Annotated in this window: 16 protein-coding genes, 1 tRNA gene and 1 pseudogene; 8 read left to right on the top strand and 10 right to left on the bottom strand. The window is 57.4% G+C overall.

Going from position 1 to position 18,975, the window contains the following annotated elements; translation table 11 throughout:
- Positions 1-16 precede the first annotated feature (16 nt).
- Positions 17-745, top strand: a complete 729-nt coding sequence (locus tag LOY69_RS09290) for an aspartate/glutamate racemase family protein (RefSeq protein WP_016964340.1) — start codon at positions 17-19, stop codon at positions 743-745.
- A gap of 36 nt (positions 746-781) precedes the next feature.
- Here the strand turns inward: LOY69_RS09290 and LOY69_RS09285 are convergent, their stop codons facing one another.
- Positions 782-1,705: a LysR family transcriptional regulator gene (locus LOY69_RS09285; protein WP_110595224.1), complete on the bottom strand. Its 924-nt coding sequence runs from the start codon at positions 1,703-1,705 to the stop codon at positions 782-784.
- Positions 1,706-1,831: 126 nt separating this feature from the next.
- Here LOY69_RS09285 and LOY69_RS09280 point away from each other — a divergent pair, with 126 nt between their 5' ends.
- On the top strand, positions 1,832-2,578 hold the full coding sequence (locus LOY69_RS09280; RefSeq protein WP_110595223.1) for a 3-oxoacyl-ACP reductase family protein: 747 nt from the start codon (positions 1,832-1,834) through the stop codon (positions 2,576-2,578).
- A gap of 133 nt (positions 2,579-2,711) precedes the next feature.
- Here the strand turns inward: LOY69_RS09280 and LOY69_RS09275 are convergent, their stop codons facing one another.
- From LOY69_RS09275 to LOY69_RS09260, 4 genes are all read right to left on the bottom strand, one after another.
- Positions 2,712-3,407: an HAD-IA family hydrolase gene (locus LOY69_RS09275; RefSeq protein ID WP_213664975.1), complete on the bottom strand. Its 696-nt coding sequence runs from the start codon at positions 3,405-3,407 to the stop codon at positions 2,712-2,714.
- A gap of 159 nt (positions 3,408-3,566) precedes the next feature.
- Positions 3,567-3,728: a hypothetical protein gene (locus LOY69_RS09270; RefSeq protein WP_213664974.1), complete on the bottom strand. Its 162-nt coding sequence runs from the start codon at positions 3,726-3,728 to the stop codon at positions 3,567-3,569.
- Positions 3,729-3,837: 109 nt separating this feature from the next.
- A complete protein-coding gene (locus LOY69_RS09265; protein WP_102863869.1) occupies positions 3,838-4,203 on the bottom strand; it encodes a glycine zipper domain-containing protein in 366 nt (121 codons plus the stop codon).
- A gap of 397 nt (positions 4,204-4,600) precedes the next feature.
- Entirely contained in the window at positions 4,601-5,065 is a 465-nt protein-coding gene (locus LOY69_RS09260; RefSeq protein ID WP_249735499.1) for a hypothetical protein, read from the bottom strand.
- Positions 5,066-6,249: 1,184 nt separating this feature from the next.
- Between LOY69_RS09260 and LOY69_RS09255 the strand changes: the two genes are divergently transcribed.
- The 3 genes from LOY69_RS09255 to LOY69_RS09245 all read left to right on the top strand — a co-directional run bounded on the left by LOY69_RS09255 (position 6,250) and on the right by LOY69_RS09245 (position 9,870).
- The gene (locus tag LOY69_RS09255; RefSeq protein WP_265074407.1) at positions 6,250-6,519 is read left to right on the top strand and encodes a hypothetical protein; all 270 of its coding nucleotides are present in this window, start codon (positions 6,250-6,252) and stop codon (positions 6,517-6,519) included.
- Between the two features lie 1,638 nt (positions 6,520-8,157).
- Positions 8,158-9,159 carry a hypothetical protein gene (locus LOY69_RS09250; RefSeq protein WP_265074406.1) on the top strand — a complete coding sequence of 334 codons (1,002 nt, stop codon included), beginning with the start codon at positions 8,158-8,160 and terminating at the stop codon, positions 9,157-9,159.
- 21 nt (positions 9,160-9,180) lie between these two features.
- Positions 9,181-9,870, top strand: coding sequence for a hypothetical protein (locus LOY69_RS09245; protein WP_265074405.1), 690 nt, complete (start codon positions 9,181-9,183; stop codon positions 9,868-9,870).
- 25 nt (positions 9,871-9,895) lie between these two features.
- On the opposite strand, the pseudogene LOY69_RS09240 reads toward LOY69_RS09245, so the two are convergent.
- Together LOY69_RS09240 and LOY69_RS09235 are read right to left on the bottom strand one after the other, a co-directional pair.
- A pseudogene (locus LOY69_RS09240) lies at positions 9,896-10,866 on the bottom strand (hypothetical protein).
- Between the two features lie 169 nt (positions 10,867-11,035).
- Positions 11,036-11,125 (bottom strand) — tRNA-Ser (locus tag LOY69_RS09235).
- 319 nt (positions 11,126-11,444) lie between these two features.
- On the opposite strand from LOY69_RS09235, the gene LOY69_RS09230 reads away from it, so the two are divergent.
- The 3 genes from LOY69_RS09230 (at position 11,445) to LOY69_RS09220 (ending at position 14,199) form a co-directional block, all read left to right on the top strand.
- Positions 11,445-12,134 carry a crotonase/enoyl-CoA hydratase family protein gene (locus LOY69_RS09230; RefSeq protein WP_265074404.1) on the top strand — a complete coding sequence of 230 codons (690 nt, stop codon included), beginning with the start codon at positions 11,445-11,447 and terminating at the stop codon, positions 12,132-12,134.
- A 212-nt stretch (positions 12,135-12,346) separates the two neighbouring features.
- The gene (locus tag LOY69_RS09225; protein WP_110652116.1) at positions 12,347-13,069 is read left to right on the top strand and encodes a lysophospholipid acyltransferase family protein; all 723 of its coding nucleotides are present in this window, start codon (positions 12,347-12,349) and stop codon (positions 13,067-13,069) included.
- Between the two features lie 158 nt (positions 13,070-13,227).
- Positions 13,228-14,199 (top strand): magnesium and cobalt transport protein CorA, encoded by a 972-nt coding sequence (locus LOY69_RS09220; protein ID WP_102878954.1) that lies wholly within the window; start codon positions 13,228-13,230, stop codon positions 14,197-14,199.
- A gap of 41 nt (positions 14,200-14,240) precedes the next feature.
- Here LOY69_RS09220 and LOY69_RS09215 read toward each other — a convergent pair whose 3' ends face one another.
- The 3 genes from LOY69_RS09215 to LOY69_RS09205 all read right to left on the bottom strand — a co-directional run bounded on the left by LOY69_RS09215 (position 14,241) and on the right by LOY69_RS09205 (position 18,444).
- The gene (locus tag LOY69_RS09215) at positions 14,241-14,963 is read right to left on the bottom strand and encodes an amidotransferase (protein ID WP_102878953.1); all 723 of its coding nucleotides are present in this window, start codon (positions 14,961-14,963) and stop codon (positions 14,241-14,243) included.
- Between the two features lie 105 nt (positions 14,964-15,068).
- Positions 15,069-17,213, bottom strand: a complete 2,145-nt coding sequence (locus LOY69_RS09210) for a 3-hydroxyacyl-CoA dehydrogenase NAD-binding domain-containing protein (RefSeq protein ID WP_265074403.1) — start codon at positions 17,211-17,213, stop codon at positions 15,069-15,071.
- Between the two features lie 25 nt (positions 17,214-17,238).
- The gene (locus LOY69_RS09205; protein ID WP_102863878.1) at positions 17,239-18,444 is read right to left on the bottom strand and encodes an acetyl-CoA C-acetyltransferase; all 1,206 of its coding nucleotides are present in this window, start codon (positions 18,442-18,444) and stop codon (positions 17,239-17,241) included.
- Positions 18,445-18,975: the final 531 nt, after the last annotated feature.

Genomic DNA, 18,975 nt, shown 5'->3' with positions numbered 1-18,975 from the left:
CCTGCAAGGAGCCCCCATGCGCATTCTCGTGGTCAACGTCAACACCACCGACAGCATCACCCAGGCCATCGCCCGCCAGGCACAAAGCGTGGCAGCGCCGGGTACGGAAATCGTCGGCCTGACTCCCTATTTCGGCGCCGAATCGGTGGAAGGCAACTTCGAAAGCTACCTGGCGGCCATCGCCGTCATGGATCGAGTACTGGCCTACGACCAGCCCTATGACGCGGTGATCCAGGCCGGTTACGGCGAGCACGGCCGCGAGGGGCTGCAGGAGCTGCTGAATGTGCCGGTGGTGGACATCACCGACGCCGCCGCCAGCACGGCGATGTTCCTCGGCCACGCCTACTCGGTGGTGACCACCCTGGATCGCACCGTGCCGCTGATCGAGGACCGGCTCAAGCTGTCCGGCCTCTATGAGCGCTGCGCCTCGGTACGAGCCAGCGGCCTGGCGGTGCTGGAACTGGAGGAAGACCCGCTGCGAGCGGTGGAGTCCATCGTGCGCCAGGCCGAGCTGGCGGTGACCCAGGACAAGGCTGAAGTGATCTGCCTGGGCTGTGGCGGCATGGCCGGGCTGGATGAACAGATCCGCCAGCGCACCGGGGTGCCGGTGGTGGATGGGGTCACAGCGGCGGTGACCATTGCCGAATCGCTGGTACGCCTGGGGCTGTCCACCTCGAAGGTGCGCACCTACGCGACGCCACGGCCAAAAAAGGTGCTTGGCTGGCCGCTGCGTTCAGGGCGCTGAGTCAGGCAACTGCCGGGTTCGCCGGCAAGCCGGCGCCTACAGGGCGCTGAAGGTTTGCGCCAGGCCCTGTTCGGCGAATTGCTCGATGACGAAGTCGACGAACGCCCGGGTCTTGCCCGGGAGCATCTTGTGCTCGGCGTAGTAGATCGAGGTGTAGCCGTCGTCGACGTACCAATCCGGCAAGACCCGTTGCAGCGCGCCGGAACGCAGGTAGTTGACGGCAAACGGCATGCTCACCAGGGCCAACCCCAGGTCCTGGGCGGCCGCCACGCAGGCGGCTTCGGAATCGCTCATGGTCATGCTGGCCTTGAGCTCCAGCGGGCGCACACCGCCTGCGCGGCCAGTCAGTTGCCAGGGACGGATGCGGCCGGTCTGCGGAGAACGGATCAGGATCCCCCGGCAATGCTGCAGGTCCTCCGGATCACGGATCGGCGCTCGCCCCGCGAGATAGGCCGGGCTGGCCACCAGCACCCGATGGGCCGGTGCCAGGCGCCGGGCGACCACTCCTTGCGGCAGTTCGAAACCGCCACCGATGGCGGCATCGAAGCCCTGGCCGATCAGGTCCACCTGGCGATTGTCGAAATGCCAGTCCGGCTGGATGTCCGGGTAACGCTGCAGGAAGCTTGCGAGCATCGGCACGATGTAAAAACAGCCAAATACCGTTCCCATGCTGACCTTGAGCGTGCCTGCCGGGCGCCCCTGGACGGTGGACAGGCTGCTCACGGCATTCTGGATGGTCTGCAGGCTGTCGCTGACTTCTGCCAGGAACAAGCGTCCGGCCTCGGTCAGGGTCAAACGCCGGGTACTGCGCTGGAATAGACGCACACCCACCCGCGCCTCCAGCTTGGCTACGCTTTTTCCCACCGCGGCCGGGGTCAATCCCAGGCGTCGCGCCGCCTCGGCAAAGCTGCCGACTTCAGCGCTGCGGACAAAACATTCGATACTGCCGAAAGCTTCCATCACTGACCATTCAATACTTTTGGTTTACACAGAGTATAGGAATTACCCGCTACACAGCGGCCAATCAGCAGTCGATACTCGACGCCAAGCACAAGGCAACCCGACCTTGAATCTCTGGAGAAACACATGAGCAAGCACAACCTCAGCGGCAAAGTGGCCTTAATCCAAGGCGGTTCCCGCGGTATCGGCGCCGCCATCGTCGAGCGCCTGGCCGCCGAAGGCGCCAGCGTCGCCTTCACCTATGTCAGCTCCGCGAGCAAGGCCAAGGCCCTGCAGGACAGCATCATCGCCAAGGGCGGCAAGGCCCTGGCCATTCAGGCCGACAGCGCCGACGCCGACGCCATTCGAGAGGCCGTGCAACGTACCGCCCAGGCCTTCGGCCGCCTCGACATCCTGGTCAACAATGCCGGGGTCCTGGCAATGGCCCCGCTGGACGAATTCAAGCTGGAAGACTTTGACCAGACCCTGGCCATCAACGTACGCAGTGTGTTCATCGCCACCCAGGAGGCTGCGCGGCACATGGGCGAAGGCGGACGCATCATCAATATCGGCAGCACCAATGCCGAGCGCATGCCCTTCGCCGGTGGCGGTCCCTACGCCATGAGCAAGGCCGCGCTGGTAGGCCTGACCAAAGGCCTGGCGCGGGACCTGGGACCACGGGGCATCACCATCAACAACGTACAGCCCGGCCCAGTGGACACCGACATGAACCCGGCCGACGGCGCCTTTGCCGAAAGCCTGCTGGATCTCATGGCCGTGCGTCGCTATGGCCGCGCCGAAGAAATCGCTGGCTTCGTGGCCTATCTCGCCGGGCCCGAAGCGGCCTACATCACTGGCGCCAGCTTGAGCATCGACGGCGGTTTCAGCGCCTGATCCGTCAACGCAAAAAAACCGGGCCACCTGTAGCAGGTGGCCCGGTTGCTTGCGCGGCATCCGCCAACGGCTGCCGCAGGGGGCGAACCGGCTGGCAACGCCCTCCTTTCTCCCTACCCGTTTCCTTGCGACCTCAGGCCCACACCAGATGCGGCAAACCACAGGCGGCGGGCTGAAACCCCTTGAGCGAGCGCAGAATCCCGTCAGCGTGGGCGAACTTGCTATCCGCCATGGCCGGATCGGGCACCGCAAGCACCCGCATCCCTGCGGCCTTGGCAGCCGTCACGCCGAAGGGCGAGTCCTCGAACACCAGGCACTCCCCTGGGGCTACCCCCAGGCGCCGGGCCGCGGTGAGGAAGATATCCGGCGCCGGCTTGGCCGCCGTCACTTCCGGGTCATCGGCGGTGACAATGGTGTCGAACAGCGCAAACCAATCGCCATGGCGGGTGATTTTCTCGCCGAAGGACATCTGCGACGAGCTGGTGCCCACTGCGATAGGCACTTGGTGCTGCTTCAAATGGCGTACCAGTTGCTGAGCCCCCGGCATGGCCTCGGCTCGAGGAAAGCGCTCACGCATCAAGGGCTCGCGCATGACCAGGAACTCTTCGGCGCTGATGGGCAGGTCCAGGGCCTCGACCACGTAACGCGCCAGATCGGCGGCACCACGTCCGATGATGTTTTGCTTGATGGTCCAATCGTAGGTGCGGCCATAACGCTCGGCGATCAACTGCGTGATCTCGGTGTAGATACCTTCGGTATCCAGGAGCAGACCGTCCATATCGAAAATGATCGCCTTGATCGGCCCCAAATCATTCAACTGTGCATTCATCGCATCTGATCCGTTAGCAAAAGTACATTCCAGGGAGCGGCTCAGGTACGGCCCGTTATGTTCGGCAACGCGTCAATTAAAGGATTCAGCAGCATAGCGGCGGGGCTGGGTCAGGAGCAACCGAGGGGCAAGGTACAGAGTGCGAGAGGCGGGATAGTTTCAGTCGCCAGGATCGAGCTCGCCCTCTCCTTCTTCAGGCCCTTCCTGCAGTGGCACCAGCGCATCATCCATCAAGGAGCCGGGATCTTCATTCCCCGGGTCGTTGATCACCAACGGTGACGCTGGGCCTGGCTCGACATTAGCGGGCATTTCACGGGGCATGATCCTCTCCTTAAACAGCGGGACGGGCTGCATCAAGTATGGCGAAGCCCTGGGCAACGCGCACAAAAAACCCGGCGCGGGGCCGGGCTATTTTGAACGAGAGCCTAAATCAATGACGCTTCTTGTGCCCCATGCTGCTCCCCAGGGCACCGCCCGCCGCACCACCAATGCCGGCACCCACGGTGGACCCAGTGCTGCCGCCCAGGCGATTGCCGATCAGCGAGCCACCGGCCGAGCCCAGGCCACCGCCAATCGCAGCCTTGGTCCGGCTGCCCTTGCGCGCACCCGCCGCACTACCGGCCGCCCCGGCCACACCCGCACCAATAGCCGCCCCGGTGCTGCCGCCGAGCTGTTGCCCGACCACGTTGCCCAGCGCACCGCCGAGACCACCACCAATGGCGGCAGTGCCATCGCCAGCCATCGCACCTTGAGCCAGCAGAAGTCCTACAACCAGGGCAGGTAAAGTTGAACGCATGACTTGAACCTCAAAAAAAGACTGTCGAACTGACACAAAAGCCCAGCGCGCGCCACCCGCTGCGGAGCGTAACGGCAACACCCGGTTGCTCTCAGGTGGGTTGGACCGCGGATTCTAAAAGAGTTTTATCGTCGCGCAAAAAAAAGCCCGCTGGGGAACGGGCTAGGGGTACTGCTTTTAACGGATGGTTTGAGCGTACGCAGGCAGATGTGAAGATTCTGTGAAAAGTACCCGCGACTGGGAGCAACAGACGCGGATCACACAATTTCCCATCCTGCCAACATCTTCAGTTCACCTTCTGAAGATGCTCGAAGCCGATCAATACAGGCCAGCCCCTTGGTTGGCTACCCCGCCACTGCTTCGATAACGGCCTGATCGCTCACTGGCAACAGTGATCTCAGCGAATGCTGCGAATGCTGCCCTTGTTGCCTTTGACAGTGACCGAGACTTTCTTGAAGACGAAGTAGTTTTCTTCGCTGACTTCATAGCGTGGAGCCACGATCAGGTCGGCACCGGAAGACTTGACTGCCTTGAAGGCAGCAGCCGACTTGACCGCACTCACTGGATCCAGACCCAGACCACCCAGACCGCCGCCGGTAGCACCGCCGTAGGTCACGCCATCAGCAAACTGGTTATCGCCACCAAACTGCAGGAAACCAAAGAGGATATTCACCGACGACTGGCCCGAGATTGCCTCGCCCACTGCTACATCTGCTTTCAGGTCAGCCTTGACCTGGCTATCGATGGGCGACGATGGCTGGCTGATGTTGTAGCTGGTGCAACCAGTGGCTGCGGCTACGAGAGTGGACAGTGCGAGGAGTTTGAAAATAGCTTTCACGTTTATTTCCTTATCGCTTTTCATATAAAGGCATCATCGCTGGATGCGCAGCCCCGTTTGAATCGGGATAAGGAACATATCGCCAGTTATAGCCAATTGAGATAAGAAAATTCCTAAAAGCACAAAGGATGCCTCTTCAATTACCCCCTCTCACTGGCGATAAACTATTAATACGACTACCAAAAAAATCGAAAAAAAATAATACGCAAACAACGGCAAGAACGTTATGCCACTAACCAACCACCGAAAATGAACCCGCCTACTTCGTGACCAGCCTTCACGTTTGGCAGCACGATAAAGCCCCATTACAGATGCATCGCTCGGCGCAAACAGGGATTTCTATTGCCAGCAGGACTATTGGCAACATCAGGCCTTTTCTCAAACTACTCATTTCTTCCAATTACAACTATCAATCCTGATAGACATTCGAACTTAACGATTTACGGACAATAAAAAGCCCCGCATCTAACGGGGCACTCAAAACTTAAGATTACTTTCTCTTTGGCATTGCCTTGGGAAAGAACATCGTGCTACTGGCTACCGGCAGCGGCGCAGTTTTCTTTCTGCTACTGACTCGGGATTGTTCTTCGACTTCAAATGCGGCCTGACCGCAACGCACCAAGTTGTTGATTGGGAACTCATCCCCGTTGTCTTCGATATAGGCAAGACTCCTCATATTCCAGCTCCCTCCAACAACCGATCAGTACCGGCAAGCTCCTGATTGCCTGGAAAATACTGACCGTCACGGCACTTCAGACTAGCCAGTCATTTGTCGACCTGCCGTCCAAACCAGACAAGTGCCGACGAGTGGCAAGGCATCAGAGGAAAAAATGATCCAGAGCACATTTCCGGGCCCATGAACCCGACGACCGCTTGATATGGCAGCACGTCCATTCAGAAATTAGCGGGGGCTTGGCATCCAATTGCCTTATGAAGTGGTGCTGTACATGTCTAGGAATGGAGACATTTTCAGGGAAAGCATTAACACCAGGCTCATCAAATTCGAACCCTTGGGCAGCTCTTTCCATGAAAAAACCCAGACCATTAGCAGCTTGTCAATAGTGCTGTTGAGCGACTGAGCGGGAGGTCGCGCGGTGGTAGGCTTTCATGGCGTCACATTACGCGCGTGCCCGATCTGTTCGGATTACTGATAAAGGCAGGTCAGGCTATGCATAAGCCGCATATCAGCTAACTGAAAGGATTCGAACATGAAAAAATCCATAACTGTTCTGGCCGTTTCCGCGACGCTCGCTTTCACTGCAACTGTCGCGAACGCCTCCGTGCATCAGGCCCCCATCAAGGCTCCCCAGACCGTCAATCAGATGACAGCCTCTGTTGAAACTCCTTTCGGACCCCATCAGACAACTGGCGAAATCCAGATGGCCAGCCTGGCCAGTAGTTGCTCCGATGATCGATATTCCTGGTGGGAATACAGCGGCTGGGAAATCGTCGGCTGTCTCATAAGCGGTCAGTGGTAACTATTCTGACAGGCCTGGTGCGCGACTTACGCGGTCAGCACGCACCAGAGCCTGTCAGCCCAGCCACACACGACTTCGAAGATACAGACGCCTTCATACTTTTTACCCGGCAATAGCCCTCGCCAGCAGACAATTGCTTCTGGTTTAGAGGCAACCCTTGTTGCCTCTTCAAAATGGGACTAGAGCAACAAAATACCTTTCCATGTGTATGCTGCTGCGGACATCGCTCGGCGAATTCGACCTCGGCCATTTCGCCTAAATATATACAGCTCATTCACTGCGCAAAGGGGGTAACGCTTAACCAGTTGTTATCCACCCAACGCCACTGAAAAACACCCACCGGCCCATGCTGGGCCCAGGGGGCCATTTTTTAGACGCCAAAAACCACAAACCCCCGACTTTCTCTAGGAAAATCAGGGGTTTGTGTTTGTAGAATGTGGCGTTGAAGCAGAGATTCGAAACTACCCGCAAATCCACTTCCATCATGCAAGCACCCGGATTACAAGGGCTGCCGCCTGATTGCTTTCGTAAAAATCGAGGTCCGCCAGTCCCATGGCTTTGTAAGCCAGGATGCTGCGAGGCGCCCCAAATGCCATTTCCCCCGATTTATGTTGAGCCCTGGGAAAAAGGTAATTTTGGTAACGCGCTGTCAGAGAACCAAGAAAACACAATAAAATCAGTTACTTATTGACCCCTTCAAGAGGTAATAAAAAGGTCAGTAATTGGTTAGAAAATCACCTTCAGTCTGAGTAATACCTAACAGCCCCAAACCCCAGCAAAATAAGGGCTTTAACAAAATATTACCTTTCTTATTACCTAAAATCACCCTCCAAGGTAATGCCTGAAAGCCACGTTATATAAGGGCTCCAGCCCGTTTTGACCCATCGATTACCAAAATTACCTTTTTCCCAGCCCGCATCTGAAAAACAGTCCTGAATCATCAGTCCAGGTGCTTTTTCACGTCTTCTATATAGGCCCTGAAAAGCAGCACGCTCATGGCGATGCTGTGCAATGTGGCAGAACATCAGATAGCCCCGCCGGCTGGGCCTCACAGCTGATTTGATAACAAGCTGGCCGGTGACTTATGCCCCCCTGGAGCGAACGACACCAAAAACGAAAACCCAACCTTCCGCGGCTTTTCGCAACTAACGTCCTTGTAAACTGGGCATCTCCCCTCCCCGCCTAATTCGCCAGCACCGCAGACCACTGTGCAAGGCCGCTGCACGCCTTCACAAAACCTTGCACACCGTGCAATCACCAAACACCCGACAAACCCCGCAGCGGGCCTGAGCGGGGGCAGGATTTGCACCACCACCTGGCTTTGCACAAAAAAGGGAAGCAGAGCCCGTCGGCGGGAGGGGGATAAGTGCTTTTTTCGACAATTTTTCTTCTGCAATCCTCTTTGACGCCTACCACCACGTTTTGCCCCATGAGCCTTCCCAATGAACTCAGCATCTCAAGAATTACCTTGACGCCCTTCCTGTTAGGTAAGCTTGGGAGGCATGAGCTGAAGAGTCTAATATTGATCTTGACGACTCCTCGAAGATCGGCTGATCTCATGGGATCGACTAGATCAACTTGTAAAGAACAGATTGCCAACAAATCAAGTTCGCGACCACATTTTAAAGGAACTTAAAAGTGACGACTTTAAGCTTGAGTGAATTTGAGAAGATCCCATACTTAGATACTAAAAATATAGATGGTCGCATTTTTACCTGCCTGACTTTCTATGACAACGGCGAATGGCGTGTATGGCTGGCAGCAGGAGAAAAGTTAGTCGAAGTTAAAGCATGGCCCTCTGAGGCATTTTATTTTGCTAAAGAACAGGCCGCTCCTGGAGACTTCTCCTCACACTTCCTTAACTTTATGGCGCAACGCGCCAGTTTTCCACAAATGATGAAGCCATTAAATGGTCTTCAGGATGATTTCTATAACCTATCAGCCACATTTGCAAAATTAGAAATTTTTCGAGAGATGAGTTCAACCTCAAAAAGTGGTTTGTCTCGCATAGTCGTAACTGAGGTCGAGTATCTATTTTCTGTCTGCAGGAGCATTTTTGATCTGCTTTATGAGATCCACAAAACAACGTGGGAAAATATACTAATTAATGGAGAAAAGAACAGCCGAAAACTTCCGTCAAAGCTATCGAAGCTGATGCTGCATGAGACCAAGCCATCGAATGCAAAAATCATGATGGAAAAATACAACTTACCTTTGGCTTGGGCAGAGTTTTACGAAAGTCATTTAGATTTTTTTCTTTCCCTACGATCATTTCGAGACAACATTATCCACCACGGCTCGCAAATAAGCTCGATATTCGTAGGGGATGGCAAATTATCCATTTCTAGAAAGAGCAGGCCTTTTAACGAAATCAATATCTGGCATGATCATGAGCTTGAAGAAAACGACGTAGCCCCTTTAGTTCCAGCTCTCGCTTTTGTCGCGCATCAAACATTGGCTGCCTGTGAGAACTTTACTTTAATGCTAGAGTCCACCATTGATTTCCCTCCAGCATTAGTGCCAGATATGTTTTTATTTGTCAGAGGAAATCATACAGAATTATTTTTTGACACCATACTAGATATAACCACTCGACTTAGAGGCCTACAAATAAATATTGAAACCCCAAAGCTCCATTAAACTAAAACAGCAAGGAGTGCAATGTTGGACATAGCTACCACTATAAAATCAATTATCGAAAACCCAGCAGCAACTGCGTTAATCGGAGCGCTGGCTGGTGGTTGGTTCACACTAAACGCAACAGTTCGCGCTCACAACTTAAGTAGAGAGTCCACTAAATCTGAAAACTTGAGTGCTACGGCAAACTCACTATCTCTTATTCAAGTTGAGTTACAAACTGCGTGGAATATATACAACCTCGAATATGCATCCGAACTATTAGAAGGAGAAGATGGCGAACCATACTTGGTCACCTGGCCAATTGGAAAAGACACCTTCACTATCTTTAACTCAATGCCCCAGTGCCTAGCTGAAATATCACCAGCCGTTTCTAGCCGAATTGTCGAAATGTACATGCGCATCAAAGGACTGGTCGCCATGATTGAGGAAAACAATAAAAACGTAGAGCTCGCACGAAAAGCAGGCCTACAAAAACTTGATGCACTGATGGAGATATATGTAAAAAATCAGGTTGATTTTTCAACAGGAATCTCCACCCCCCTAGATGATTTTTTTGAGAAATATATTTATTGGGAAGCGAAAAAAACAGGGATGGGCGAGTATGCTGACGCTATAAGATTGCTAACTATCGACATGAGAAAAAAACTCTCACTCATAATTTTGGAGCTTGGAGAAGAAATAGACTGTATAAAAACAAAAATTAGGCCATAGGGTAGTTACATTAGGCATCTAGATATCAAAGAGTTAAACTCTGCACATCTAAACTTAGCACTTCCGATTTAGCAGCGGCTAATGCAAAAAACTAGAATTAGACGGTATTGGCGTCGCCCCATGATTATGAACAGCAATCTGGCTGTTCATCTGCTGCACTAAGTCGAGCAAGTCACACAACACCTGCAGTACGTTGACCTCCTCCGACCCTAACCAGGTCTTGGGCGCCTGCAGGCGCTGACCGATCCCGCTCACGCTCTTGCGCAGTCCCTGGATCTGCTCCTGCAGGTCGCCGCCCACCGTGGCGTTGAGCTTCTGCCCCACCACCAGGTTCAAGTCGCGGCCAGTGGCCTGGTGCAGGTCATCCACGGCCGCCAGGCTGGCGGACCCGCCGGAAAGCAGCTTGAGCGCGCCCATGGCCTCGATCTTCTTAACCCCTCCCACTGACTCGGTCGAATGGTCGTCCACCGTCCTGGTGTGATTCTGGAAGCGCTCGGCGTTGTCCAGGGCTTCCACCTCGCGCTCGATTGCCTTGTCCTGGATCTTTCTATCAGTCTGGCGCAGCCAGTTGCCGTCGGCATCGACCCGCTGCTGGCAGGCCTCGCTGTGCTGCCACACCTGATCACCTTTCGGCACCCGGGGCAGGCTCAGGCCATGCGGCAGGATCTGCTGGATAAACGGCTTGTGCGGCAGTCCGTAGGCGAAGCACACCACCACTGTGGTGTTTTCCTCGGGGAAGCCAAACATGCCGGCCTCTTGGCCGCCCATGGGCGCCGGCAGCGGCAGGCCGGCCAGGATCGGCAGATCCGGGTCGGGTTCACCATCGGGCAGCACCACCTGGACGTCCACGCCATAGCGCGGCCGGAAGTCGTCGCACAACCCGGGCGCCGCCGGCGCATCCGGTACCGCGACCACACGGCCGAAGCGTGGCAGGTGGTAACCACCGGTGAGTTCGGGGAATTGCCGCTCTACGCTGCGGCGGATTGCGTCTTCCATTTGATGGCCATCTGAGAACTGCGTTCTCTAAATGTTCACGAGGCACCTCTTCGCACACCAAAATGGAGCACCAGTCCCATATTGGTCCCATGGGATCATTTTTCAGACGCCAAAAACCACAAACCCCCGACTTTCTCTAGGAAAATCAGGGGTTTGTGTTTGTAGAATGTGGCGGTGAAGGAGAGATTCGAACTCTCGATACAGTTTCCTGTATACACACTTTCCAGGCGTGCTCCTTAAGCCACTCGGACACTTCACCGTATCTCTTCAAACCGATTCAGTCTGTCGAGGCGCGCTAATGTAGTCGATAGCTTTTCAGATGGCAAACTTTTTTTTCAGAATTTTCATGCGCTTAAGGCCGATCCCTGCTTGAAGGGGATTCGCCCTCCATCGACGACAAGGCAAACCGGCCATTCTCCAGCCTTGCCTACAGCTATATAGAAGAAACCACCCGTTACCCGCAGCGCCATACAGGCCGATGTCAGGTCCCAAGCCTGACTCACCAGTCAGTCACGGCGCTTTACCAGATCTATCGTGGTGGGTAACTTCTGCTGCACTTCAATACAAGGAATTGCGTCATGAGTGAGTTGATTTCCTACCATCTCGAAGACGGTATCGCGACCCTGACCTTGAGCAATGGCAAGGTCAATGCCATCTCCCCGGACGTGATTGCCGCTTTCAATGCCGCGCTGGATCAAGCAACGGCCGATCGCGCAGTGGTGATCATTACCGGTCAGCCAGGGATTCTTTCCGGTGGCTACGACCTCAATGTGATGACTGCCGGCCCTAAAGAAGCCGTGGCGCTGGTGACCCTGGGTTCGACCCTGGCTCGCCGCCTGCTGTCCCACCCCTTCCCGGTGATCGTCGCCTGCCCCGGCCATGCTGTGGCCAAGGGCGCGTTCCTGCTGCTGTCGGCGGACTACCGTATCGGCGTCGACGGGCCGTTCAGCATCGGCCTCAATGAAGTACAGATCGGCATGACCATGCACCACGCGGGGATCGAGCTGGCCCGTGACCGTCTGCGGCGCTCGGCCTTTCATCGCTCGGTGATCAATGGCGAGATGTTCGATCCCCAGAGTGCTGTGGATGCCGGCTTCCTCGACAAGGTGGTGAGCGCCGAGGAACTGCAAGGCGCCGCCCTGGCTGCCGCGCGTCAACTGAAGAAAATCAACATGCTGGCCCACAAGAACACCAAGCTGAAAGTGCGCAAGGCGCTGCTGGAGACTTTGGACAACGCCATCATCCAGGACCAGGAACACCTGGGCTAAAACACCTGCCGTCCCCGATCCAGCCCGACCTGCGTGTCGGGCTTTTTGCATTCGGCTGAACACCCAGCACCAACCGCTCTAGACCGCTGCCGGCCATCGCAGCCGGAAACATGCCCTTAAACATCGCCCATCTCCCGGCTGAGAACGGTAATTGCCGAAAACAGTGCACATCCGTACACTGCGCCACCTTTTGTCCCCGGTGAGCCGTTTAGATGCTGTATCTGTTTCGTATGTCGTTGATGGGCCTGCACTTTATCCTGGCCGGCAGCCTGGGCCTGCTGCTGGGGCTGTGCCGCCCGTTCAACCCCGACAACAGCCGCCTGTGCGCCCGCCTCTACGCCTGGCCGGCCATGTGCATTCTGCGCCTGCGGGTCAAAGCCGAAGTCGGGCCACTGATGGACAAACCCGAGAGCTGCGTGATCATCGCTAACCACCAGTCCAACTACGACCTGTTCGTGTTCGGCAACGTGGTACCACGGCGCACCGTGTGCATCGGCAAGAAGAGCCTGAAATGGGTGCCTTTGTTCGGCCAACTGTTCTGGTTGGCGGGCAATGTTCTGATCGATCGCGGCAACCCGCTTAAGGCCCGACGCTCGATGCTCACCACCACCCACACCCTGCAGCACAAGAACACCTCGATCTGGGTCTTCCCGGAGGGCACGCGCAACTTCGGCGAAGAACTGCTGCCCTTCAAGAAAGGCGCCTTCCAGATGGCCATCGCCGCCGGCGTGCCGATCGTGCCGGTGTGCGTCAGCAGCTACATCAAGCACATGCACCTGAACCGCTGGAACGGTGGCAAGATCCTTATCCGTTCGCTGCCGGCTATTCCCACGGCCGGGCTGACCATGGACGACATGCCCTTGCTGATTGCCCAGTGCCGCGAGCAGATGCGCGAGTGCATTGCCAACATGGATCGCCAACTGCAAGCGGCCTGAAGCTGCCGGCCCATCTGTGACGCCACCAAGCCCGCCTCGTGCGGGCTTTTATTTGTCGCCGAACTCAAGCTGCACCAGTGACTCTGATGCTGCATTGCAGGCTAAGCTGCTGCTGATCTGTCATCGCCACCATTGATAAGAAGAAGTGAACCGCAACCATGGGTAGAGTTGTTGCTGCCGCCGTTTATAGCGGCGGGAAGAAAGTCGCTGATATCAGCCTCGACGAAGGGGCTGCCTGGGCCGCGAAACCCGGCCACTTCGTCTGGATCGGTCTGGAAGAACCCAATGCCCACGAGCTGGCCAATCTGCAGCGCCAGTTCAACCTGCACGAACTGGCCATTGAGGACGCTCTGGAGAAACACAGTCGGCCCAAGCTGGAAACCTTCGGCGACGCACTGTTCATCGTCACCTACTCCCCCGTGCGGACCGAAGGCAAGCTGGAGTTCATCGAAACCCACATCTTTGCCGGCAACGGTTACATCATCACCGCCCGCAACGGCCAATCGGCTTCCTACGGCTATGTCCGCCAGCGCTGTGAGGCGCGCCCACTGTTGCTCGAGCACGGCGAAGACTTCGTCCTCTATGCCTTGCTGGACTTCGTCACCGAGAACTACCAGCCGGTCAGCGAGGCTATCCACGGGGAAATCGACGAGCTGGAACGCAATGTGCTGAGCAACTCACTGAACGAGCGGGATATCCAGAACCTCCACGGCCTGCGCCGCGACGTGCTGCGCCTGCGCCGTTATGTGGCGCCCATGGTGGAGATCAGCGAGGAGTTGCAGAAGCTCAGCTTTCCATTCATCGACAAGAACATGCGCCCGTACTTCCGTGATGTGCAGATTCATGTCACTCGGCAGATGGAAGACCTGTCGACCCTGCGCGACATCGCCAGCCAGACCATCGAGATCGGCGTGCTGCTGGAGGCTTCTCGGCAAAGCATCGTGCAACGCAAGTTCGCCGCCTGGGCAGCGATCCTGGCGTTTCCAACAGCGGTAGCAGGGATCTACGGGATGAACTTCCAGAACATGCCGGAACTGAGCTGGCACTACGGCTACTTCGGGGTGTTGGGCTTCATCAGTGTGGGCTGTGTCGGTCTCTGGGCCAGTTTCAAGCGCTCAGGCTGGCTCTGAGGGACGATGGCCCTACCCTTGCGGCAGGGCCACAGGCGCACTCAGGCCGCTTCAGGCTTGTGAGCGACGAAGCGCATCATCCACTCCGCAACGGTGGTGCCGTGATGATCGTGCTCAAGGCTGGCCACGCCTTTCTGGTAGATCTGCTCGCCGAGAAACTCCTGGCGCAGATCCAGCAGGGCCCGGGAGTAATCGTGGATGAACTCGGGATGCCCCTGGAAGCACAGCACCTGGTCGTTGATGTGGTAGGCCGCGAAGGGGCAGAAATCACTGGAGGCAATCACCGTGGCATTTTCCGGCAACGCGGTGACCTGGTCCTGATGGCTGATCAACAGGGTCAGTTCCTCCACCACCGGGCTCATCCACGGCGCCTTGGCCGCCAACTTGTAGCTGTGGGTTCCCACGCCCCAGCCCTGACTCGCCCGCTCGCTCTTGCCCCCCAGGAGCAACGCCAGCAACTGATGACCAAAGCAGATGCCCAACAGCTTGTCGCCGCGCTCGTAGCGACCCAAAAGGTAGGTCCTGAGGGTTTCGATCCAGGGATCGGTACCGAAGGAATCGGCCTTGCTGCCCGTCACCAGATAGGCATCGAACTCCAGCTCATCGCCGGGATACTCGCCCTGGACCACGTTGTAGACACTGAACTGGGCGGCGATGGGCTGCTGGGAAAACAGACGCTGGAACATCTGCCCGTAACCCTGATATTGATCGACCAGTTCGGGACGCAGGATATCGGTTTCAAGAATGCAGATGCGTAGCGACATAAAAAATTCCTGACAAGGCGATGGCAATAATGAACACCCCAGAGCCTGCCTTGAAATACCACGGCAAGGCAAGCCCCGGGGCGGCTCATTTACTGCCCGCTTGTGTCAGAACAACTGGCCCTGGCGGGCCTTTTCCAGGAGCAGCGTCGGCGGGGTGAAACGCTCGCCATACTGCTCCGCCAGATACTGCGCGCGAGCGACGAAATCCTGCACCCCGTACTGGTTGATGAACTGCAGGGCGCCACCGCTCCAGGCCGCAAAACCGATACCAAAGATCGAGCCGATATTGGCGTCAGCGGTGGACTGCAACACGCCCTCCTCCACACAGCGCACGGTTTCGATGGCCTGGATAAACAGCAGGCGGTCGCGCACATCCTGGGGCGAGATCTGCCCGTCGGCCTTGTAGAAGCGCGTGTGCAATTGTGGCCACAGGTGCTTCTGGCCGCCGGCCGGGTAGTCGTAGAAGCCGCCTCCGGCAGCCTTGCCCGCTCGCTTGTATTCGTTGAGCAACAAATCGATCACGGCAAATGCCGGATGCTCGATGGCAGGCCGGCCTTCGGCCTGCAAGTCCTTGGTGGTCTGCTGGCGAATATGGCTCATCAGGCTCAGGGAAACCTCATCGGAGATTGCCAGCGGTCCGACGGGCATCCCGGCCTTGCGCGCCTCGGCTTCGATCATCGGTGCCGCGATGCCTTCGCCCAGCATGGCGATGCCTTCGTTGGTAAACGTACCGAACACCCGGGAGGTGAAGAAACCGCGGCTGTCATTGACCACAATCGGAGTCTTCTTGATCTGCAGGACAAAGTCGAAACCTCGAGCCAGGGTTTCGTCGCTGGTCTTCGCCCCTTTGATGATTTCCACCAGAGGCATTTTCTCCACCGGGCTGAAGAAATGCAGACCGATGAACTTGTCCGGATTGGGTACTGCGGTGGCCAGCCCGGTAATGGGCAAGGTGGAGGTGTTGGAGGCAATCACGGCGTCCGCGCCGACCACCTGCTGGGCAGCCCTGGACACCTTGGCCTTGAGTTCTCGATCCTCGAACACGGCTTCGATGATCAGGTCGCAGCCGGCCAGGTCGGTCTCTTCAGCCGTGGTGAGAATCCGCGCCAAGATTGCCTCACGCTGCTCGTTGCTCATGTGTCCGCGCGCGACTTTTTTCTCCAGCAGCGCTGCCGCGTGGGCCTTGCCCTTCTCCGCCGCTTCGCGGCTTATATCCTTGAGCACCACCTCGATGCCTGCGACGGCACTGACGTAGGCAATCCCCGCACCCATCATCCCGGCACCGAGCACCCCGAGTTTTTTCGTGGTCTGCGGCGCTATGCCTTGAGGACGTGAACCGCCGGCATTGATCTCGTTGAGCTGGAACCAGAAGGTGCCGATCATGTTCTTCGCCACCTGGCCGGTGGTCAGCTCGGTGAAGTAGCGGGTCTCGATCAGTTGCGCGGTGTCGAAGTCCACCTGGGCGCCTTCAACGGCGGCGCAGAGGATCTTCTCCGGTGCCGGGAAACAACCCTGGGTCTTGTTCCGCAGGATCGACGGGGCAATGGCCAGCATTTGCGCCACTTTCGGGTTCGCCGGCGTGCCTCCGGGAATCAGATGGCCACGCACATCCCAAGGCTGCCTGGCTGCCGGGTTGGCCTGAATCCAGGCCCGAGCCTTGGCCAGCAGGTCGTCGCGGTCTGTCGCCAGTTCGTCGATCAGGCCGGCCTGCAGCGCCTGCTGCGGACGCACTTTCTTGCCCTCCAGCAGATAAGGCAAGGCCTTCTCCAGGCCCAGCATGCGCACCATGCGCACCACGCCACCGCCACCAGGCAGCAGGCCCAGAGTCACTTCCGGCAAACCGATCTGTACCGACTTGTCGTCCAGTGCAATTCGGCGATGGCAGGCCAGACAGATCTCCCAGCCACCGCCCAGAGCGGCACCGTTGATCGCGGCTACCACGGGCTTGCCCAGGGTCTCCAGGGCACGCAACTGGCCCTTGAGGGTCAGCACCATGTCGTAAAAAGCCTTGGCCTGCGGCTTGCCGACCTTGATCAGCTCATTGAGGTCACCACCGGCAAAGAAGGTCTTTTTCGCCGAGGTAATGATCACCCCGGCAATGGAATCCTGTTCGGCCTGCAGCCGGGCCACTGCAGCGGCCATGGCATCGCGGTACACCGCGTTCATGGTGTTGGCGCTCTGGCCCGGCATATCGATGGTCAGGACGACGATCTGGTCCTGGCCCTTTTCGTAACGGATGGCATCGGTCATGAAGGAAATTCCTTGAAGTCGGGGCTCAGAGGCGTTCGATGATGGTGGCGATACCCATACCGCCGCCGACACACAGGGTGGCCAGGCCATAGCGCTGGCGCCGGACTTCCAGCTCGTCGAGCAAGGTGCCGAGAATTGCGCAACCGGTGGCGCCCAGTGGATGGCCCATGGCGATGGAGCCGCCGTTGACGTTGACCTTGGCCGGATCGATGGCCATGTCCTTGATGAACTTGAGCACCACCGAGGCAAAGGCTTCGTTGACCTCGAACAGGTCGATGTCCTCGACTCGCAGCCCGGCCTTGGCCAGGGCCTTGCGAGTGGCCGGCGCCGGGCCGGTAAGCATGATGGTGGGATCGGTGCTGGTCACCGCAGTGGCAACGATCCGCGCCCGGGGCTTGAGTCCCAGCTCCCGGCCCTTGGCTTGCGAGCCGATGAGCATCAGCGCCGCACCGTCGACGATTCCTGAGCTGTTGCCCGGGGTGTGCACATGGTTGATGCGTTCCACATGGCTGTAGACCCGCAGCGCAGTGGCGTCGAAGCCCATCTGCCCCATCATCTCGAAACTCGGCTTGAGGTTGCCCAGGCCTTCCAGGGTCGAATCGGCACGAATGAATTCGTCGTGGTCCAGCAGCACGATGCCGTTCTGGTCCTGAACCGGCACCAGGGACTTGCCGAAGGCACCGCTGGAGCGCGCACGGGCAGCCTTCTGCTGGGATTGCAGGGCAAAGCGGTCGACGTCCTCGCGGGAGAAACCTTCCAGGGTCGCAATCAGGTCGGCACCTATCCCCTGGGGCGTGAAATGACTGTGCATGTTGGTCTCAGGGTCCAGTACCCAGGCGCCGCCATCACTGCCCATGGGGACCCGCGACATGGACTCGACGCCACCGACCACCACCAGTTCCTCAAAGCCCGAGAGCACCTTCATCGCGCCCAGGTTGACCGCCTCCAGCCCCGAGGCGCAGAAGCGATTGATCTGCACCCCCGCCACGCTCACATCCCAGTCCGCTGCCTGGACGGCGGTCTTGGCGATATCGGCCCCTTGATCGCCGATGGGGGTCACGCAGCCCAGGACCACGTCGTCCACCTGGCTGGTGTCCAGCTCGCAACGTTGTTGCAGGGCCCGCAACAGGCCGGCAACCAGATTCACCGGTTTCACACTGTGCAAGGCGCCATCAGCCTTGCCTTTGCCACGGGGCGTGCGTAACGCATCGAATATCAAAGCTTGGGTCATGACGTCCTCGAACCGCTATCCAGGGGGGGAAATTTCGAGCTCCCACATTAGGCGCGGCAGCGACGGATTCAATGACCGATGCGCTCAGCCGCCTTGACGGTGACGCTCAGACGAACGGTAGGCAGCTAAGCGATCCACCGATGAAGTGTCGCGAGCTGTCTAGCCAAAGGGCGGCCACCCGGTATTCGGGCGGATTTATAGCTTTTTAAGGAAGTGCAGCTATAACTTCATACGAATTGGATCTAAGCCAGAGGATTCAAGGCCCCTAAGGTAGAAACTGTAGGAAGTCCCAGACGGATTCTGCGCCGGGACAGATCAGAAAAAGGACACATAGCCGGCTCATCGTAAAAAAACAGCGACCGGCGTGCATAGATGCTCAGGAATAACAACAAAAGGCATTCAGCCATGTTCAAACATTCGAAAGTACGCCAGGCGGGGCTCATTCTCTTTGCAACCACACTGCTGCTGATCTTGCCGAACCTCACCAAAGTGATCGGCTGATCTGTGGCTGCTCGACCAACGAGATAGAAA

The sequence above is a fragment of the Pseudomonas sp. B21-059 genome (genome assembly GCF_026016285.1).
In the GTDB taxonomy this organism is placed as follows: Bacteria; Pseudomonadota; Gammaproteobacteria; order Pseudomonadales; family Pseudomonadaceae; genus Aquipseudomonas; species Aquipseudomonas danubii.
The sequence above is the reverse complement of the archived record's forward strand: the minus strand, read 5'-3'. Positions and strand labels throughout refer to the sequence as shown.

What these genes read in the sequence shown, in the direction of transcription:
- LOY69_RS09270 (WP_213664974.1), bottom strand. Translation starts at nt 3,728, where the DNA reads ATGCCCCGTGAAATGCCCGCTAATGTCGAGCCAGGCCCAGCGTCACCG.
- LOY69_RS09265 (WP_102863869.1), bottom strand. Translation starts at nt 4,203, where the DNA reads ATGCGTTCAACTTTACCTGCCCTGGTTGTAGGACTTCTGCTGGCTCAA.
- LOY69_RS09210 (WP_265074403.1), bottom strand. Translation starts at nt 17,213, where the DNA reads ATGACCGATGCCATCCGTTACGAAAAGGGCCAGGACCAGATCGTCGTC.
- LOY69_RS09290 (WP_016964340.1), top strand. Translation starts at nt 17, where the DNA reads ATGCGCATTCTCGTGGTCAACGTCAACACCACCGACAGCATCACCCAG.
- LOY69_RS09260 (WP_249735499.1), bottom strand. Translation starts at nt 5,065, where the DNA reads ATGAAAAGCGATAAGGAAATAAACGTGAAAGCTATTTTCAAACTCCTC.
- LOY69_RS09225 (WP_110652116.1), top strand. Translation starts at nt 12,347, where the DNA reads ATGCTGTATCTGTTTCGTATGTCGTTGATGGGCCTGCACTTTATCCTG.
- LOY69_RS09245 (WP_265074405.1), top strand. Translation starts at nt 9,181, where the DNA reads ATGTTGGACATAGCTACCACTATAAAATCAATTATCGAAAACCCAGCA.
- LOY69_RS09215 (WP_102878953.1), bottom strand. Translation starts at nt 14,963, where the DNA reads ATGTCGCTACGCATCTGCATTCTTGAAACCGATATCCTGCGTCCCGAA.
- LOY69_RS09220 (WP_102878954.1), top strand. Translation starts at nt 13,228, where the DNA reads ATGGGTAGAGTTGTTGCTGCCGCCGTTTATAGCGGCGGGAAGAAAGTC.
- LOY69_RS09275 (WP_213664975.1), bottom strand. Translation starts at nt 3,407, where the DNA reads ATGAATGCACAGTTGAATGATTTGGGGCCGATCAAGGCGATCATTTTC.
- LOY69_RS09230 (WP_265074404.1), top strand. Translation starts at nt 11,445, where the DNA reads ATGAGTGAGTTGATTTCCTACCATCTCGAAGACGGTATCGCGACCCTG.
- LOY69_RS09285 (WP_110595224.1), bottom strand. Translation starts at nt 1,705, where the DNA reads ATGGAAGCTTTCGGCAGTATCGAATGTTTTGTCCGCAGCGCTGAAGTC.
- LOY69_RS09255 (WP_265074407.1), top strand. Translation starts at nt 6,250, where the DNA reads ATGAAAAAATCCATAACTGTTCTGGCCGTTTCCGCGACGCTCGCTTTC.
- LOY69_RS09280 (WP_110595223.1), top strand. Translation starts at nt 1,832, where the DNA reads ATGAGCAAGCACAACCTCAGCGGCAAAGTGGCCTTAATCCAAGGCGGT.
- LOY69_RS09205 (WP_102863878.1), bottom strand. Translation starts at nt 18,444, where the DNA reads ATGACCCAAGCTTTGATATTCGATGCGTTACGCACGCCCCGTGGCAAA.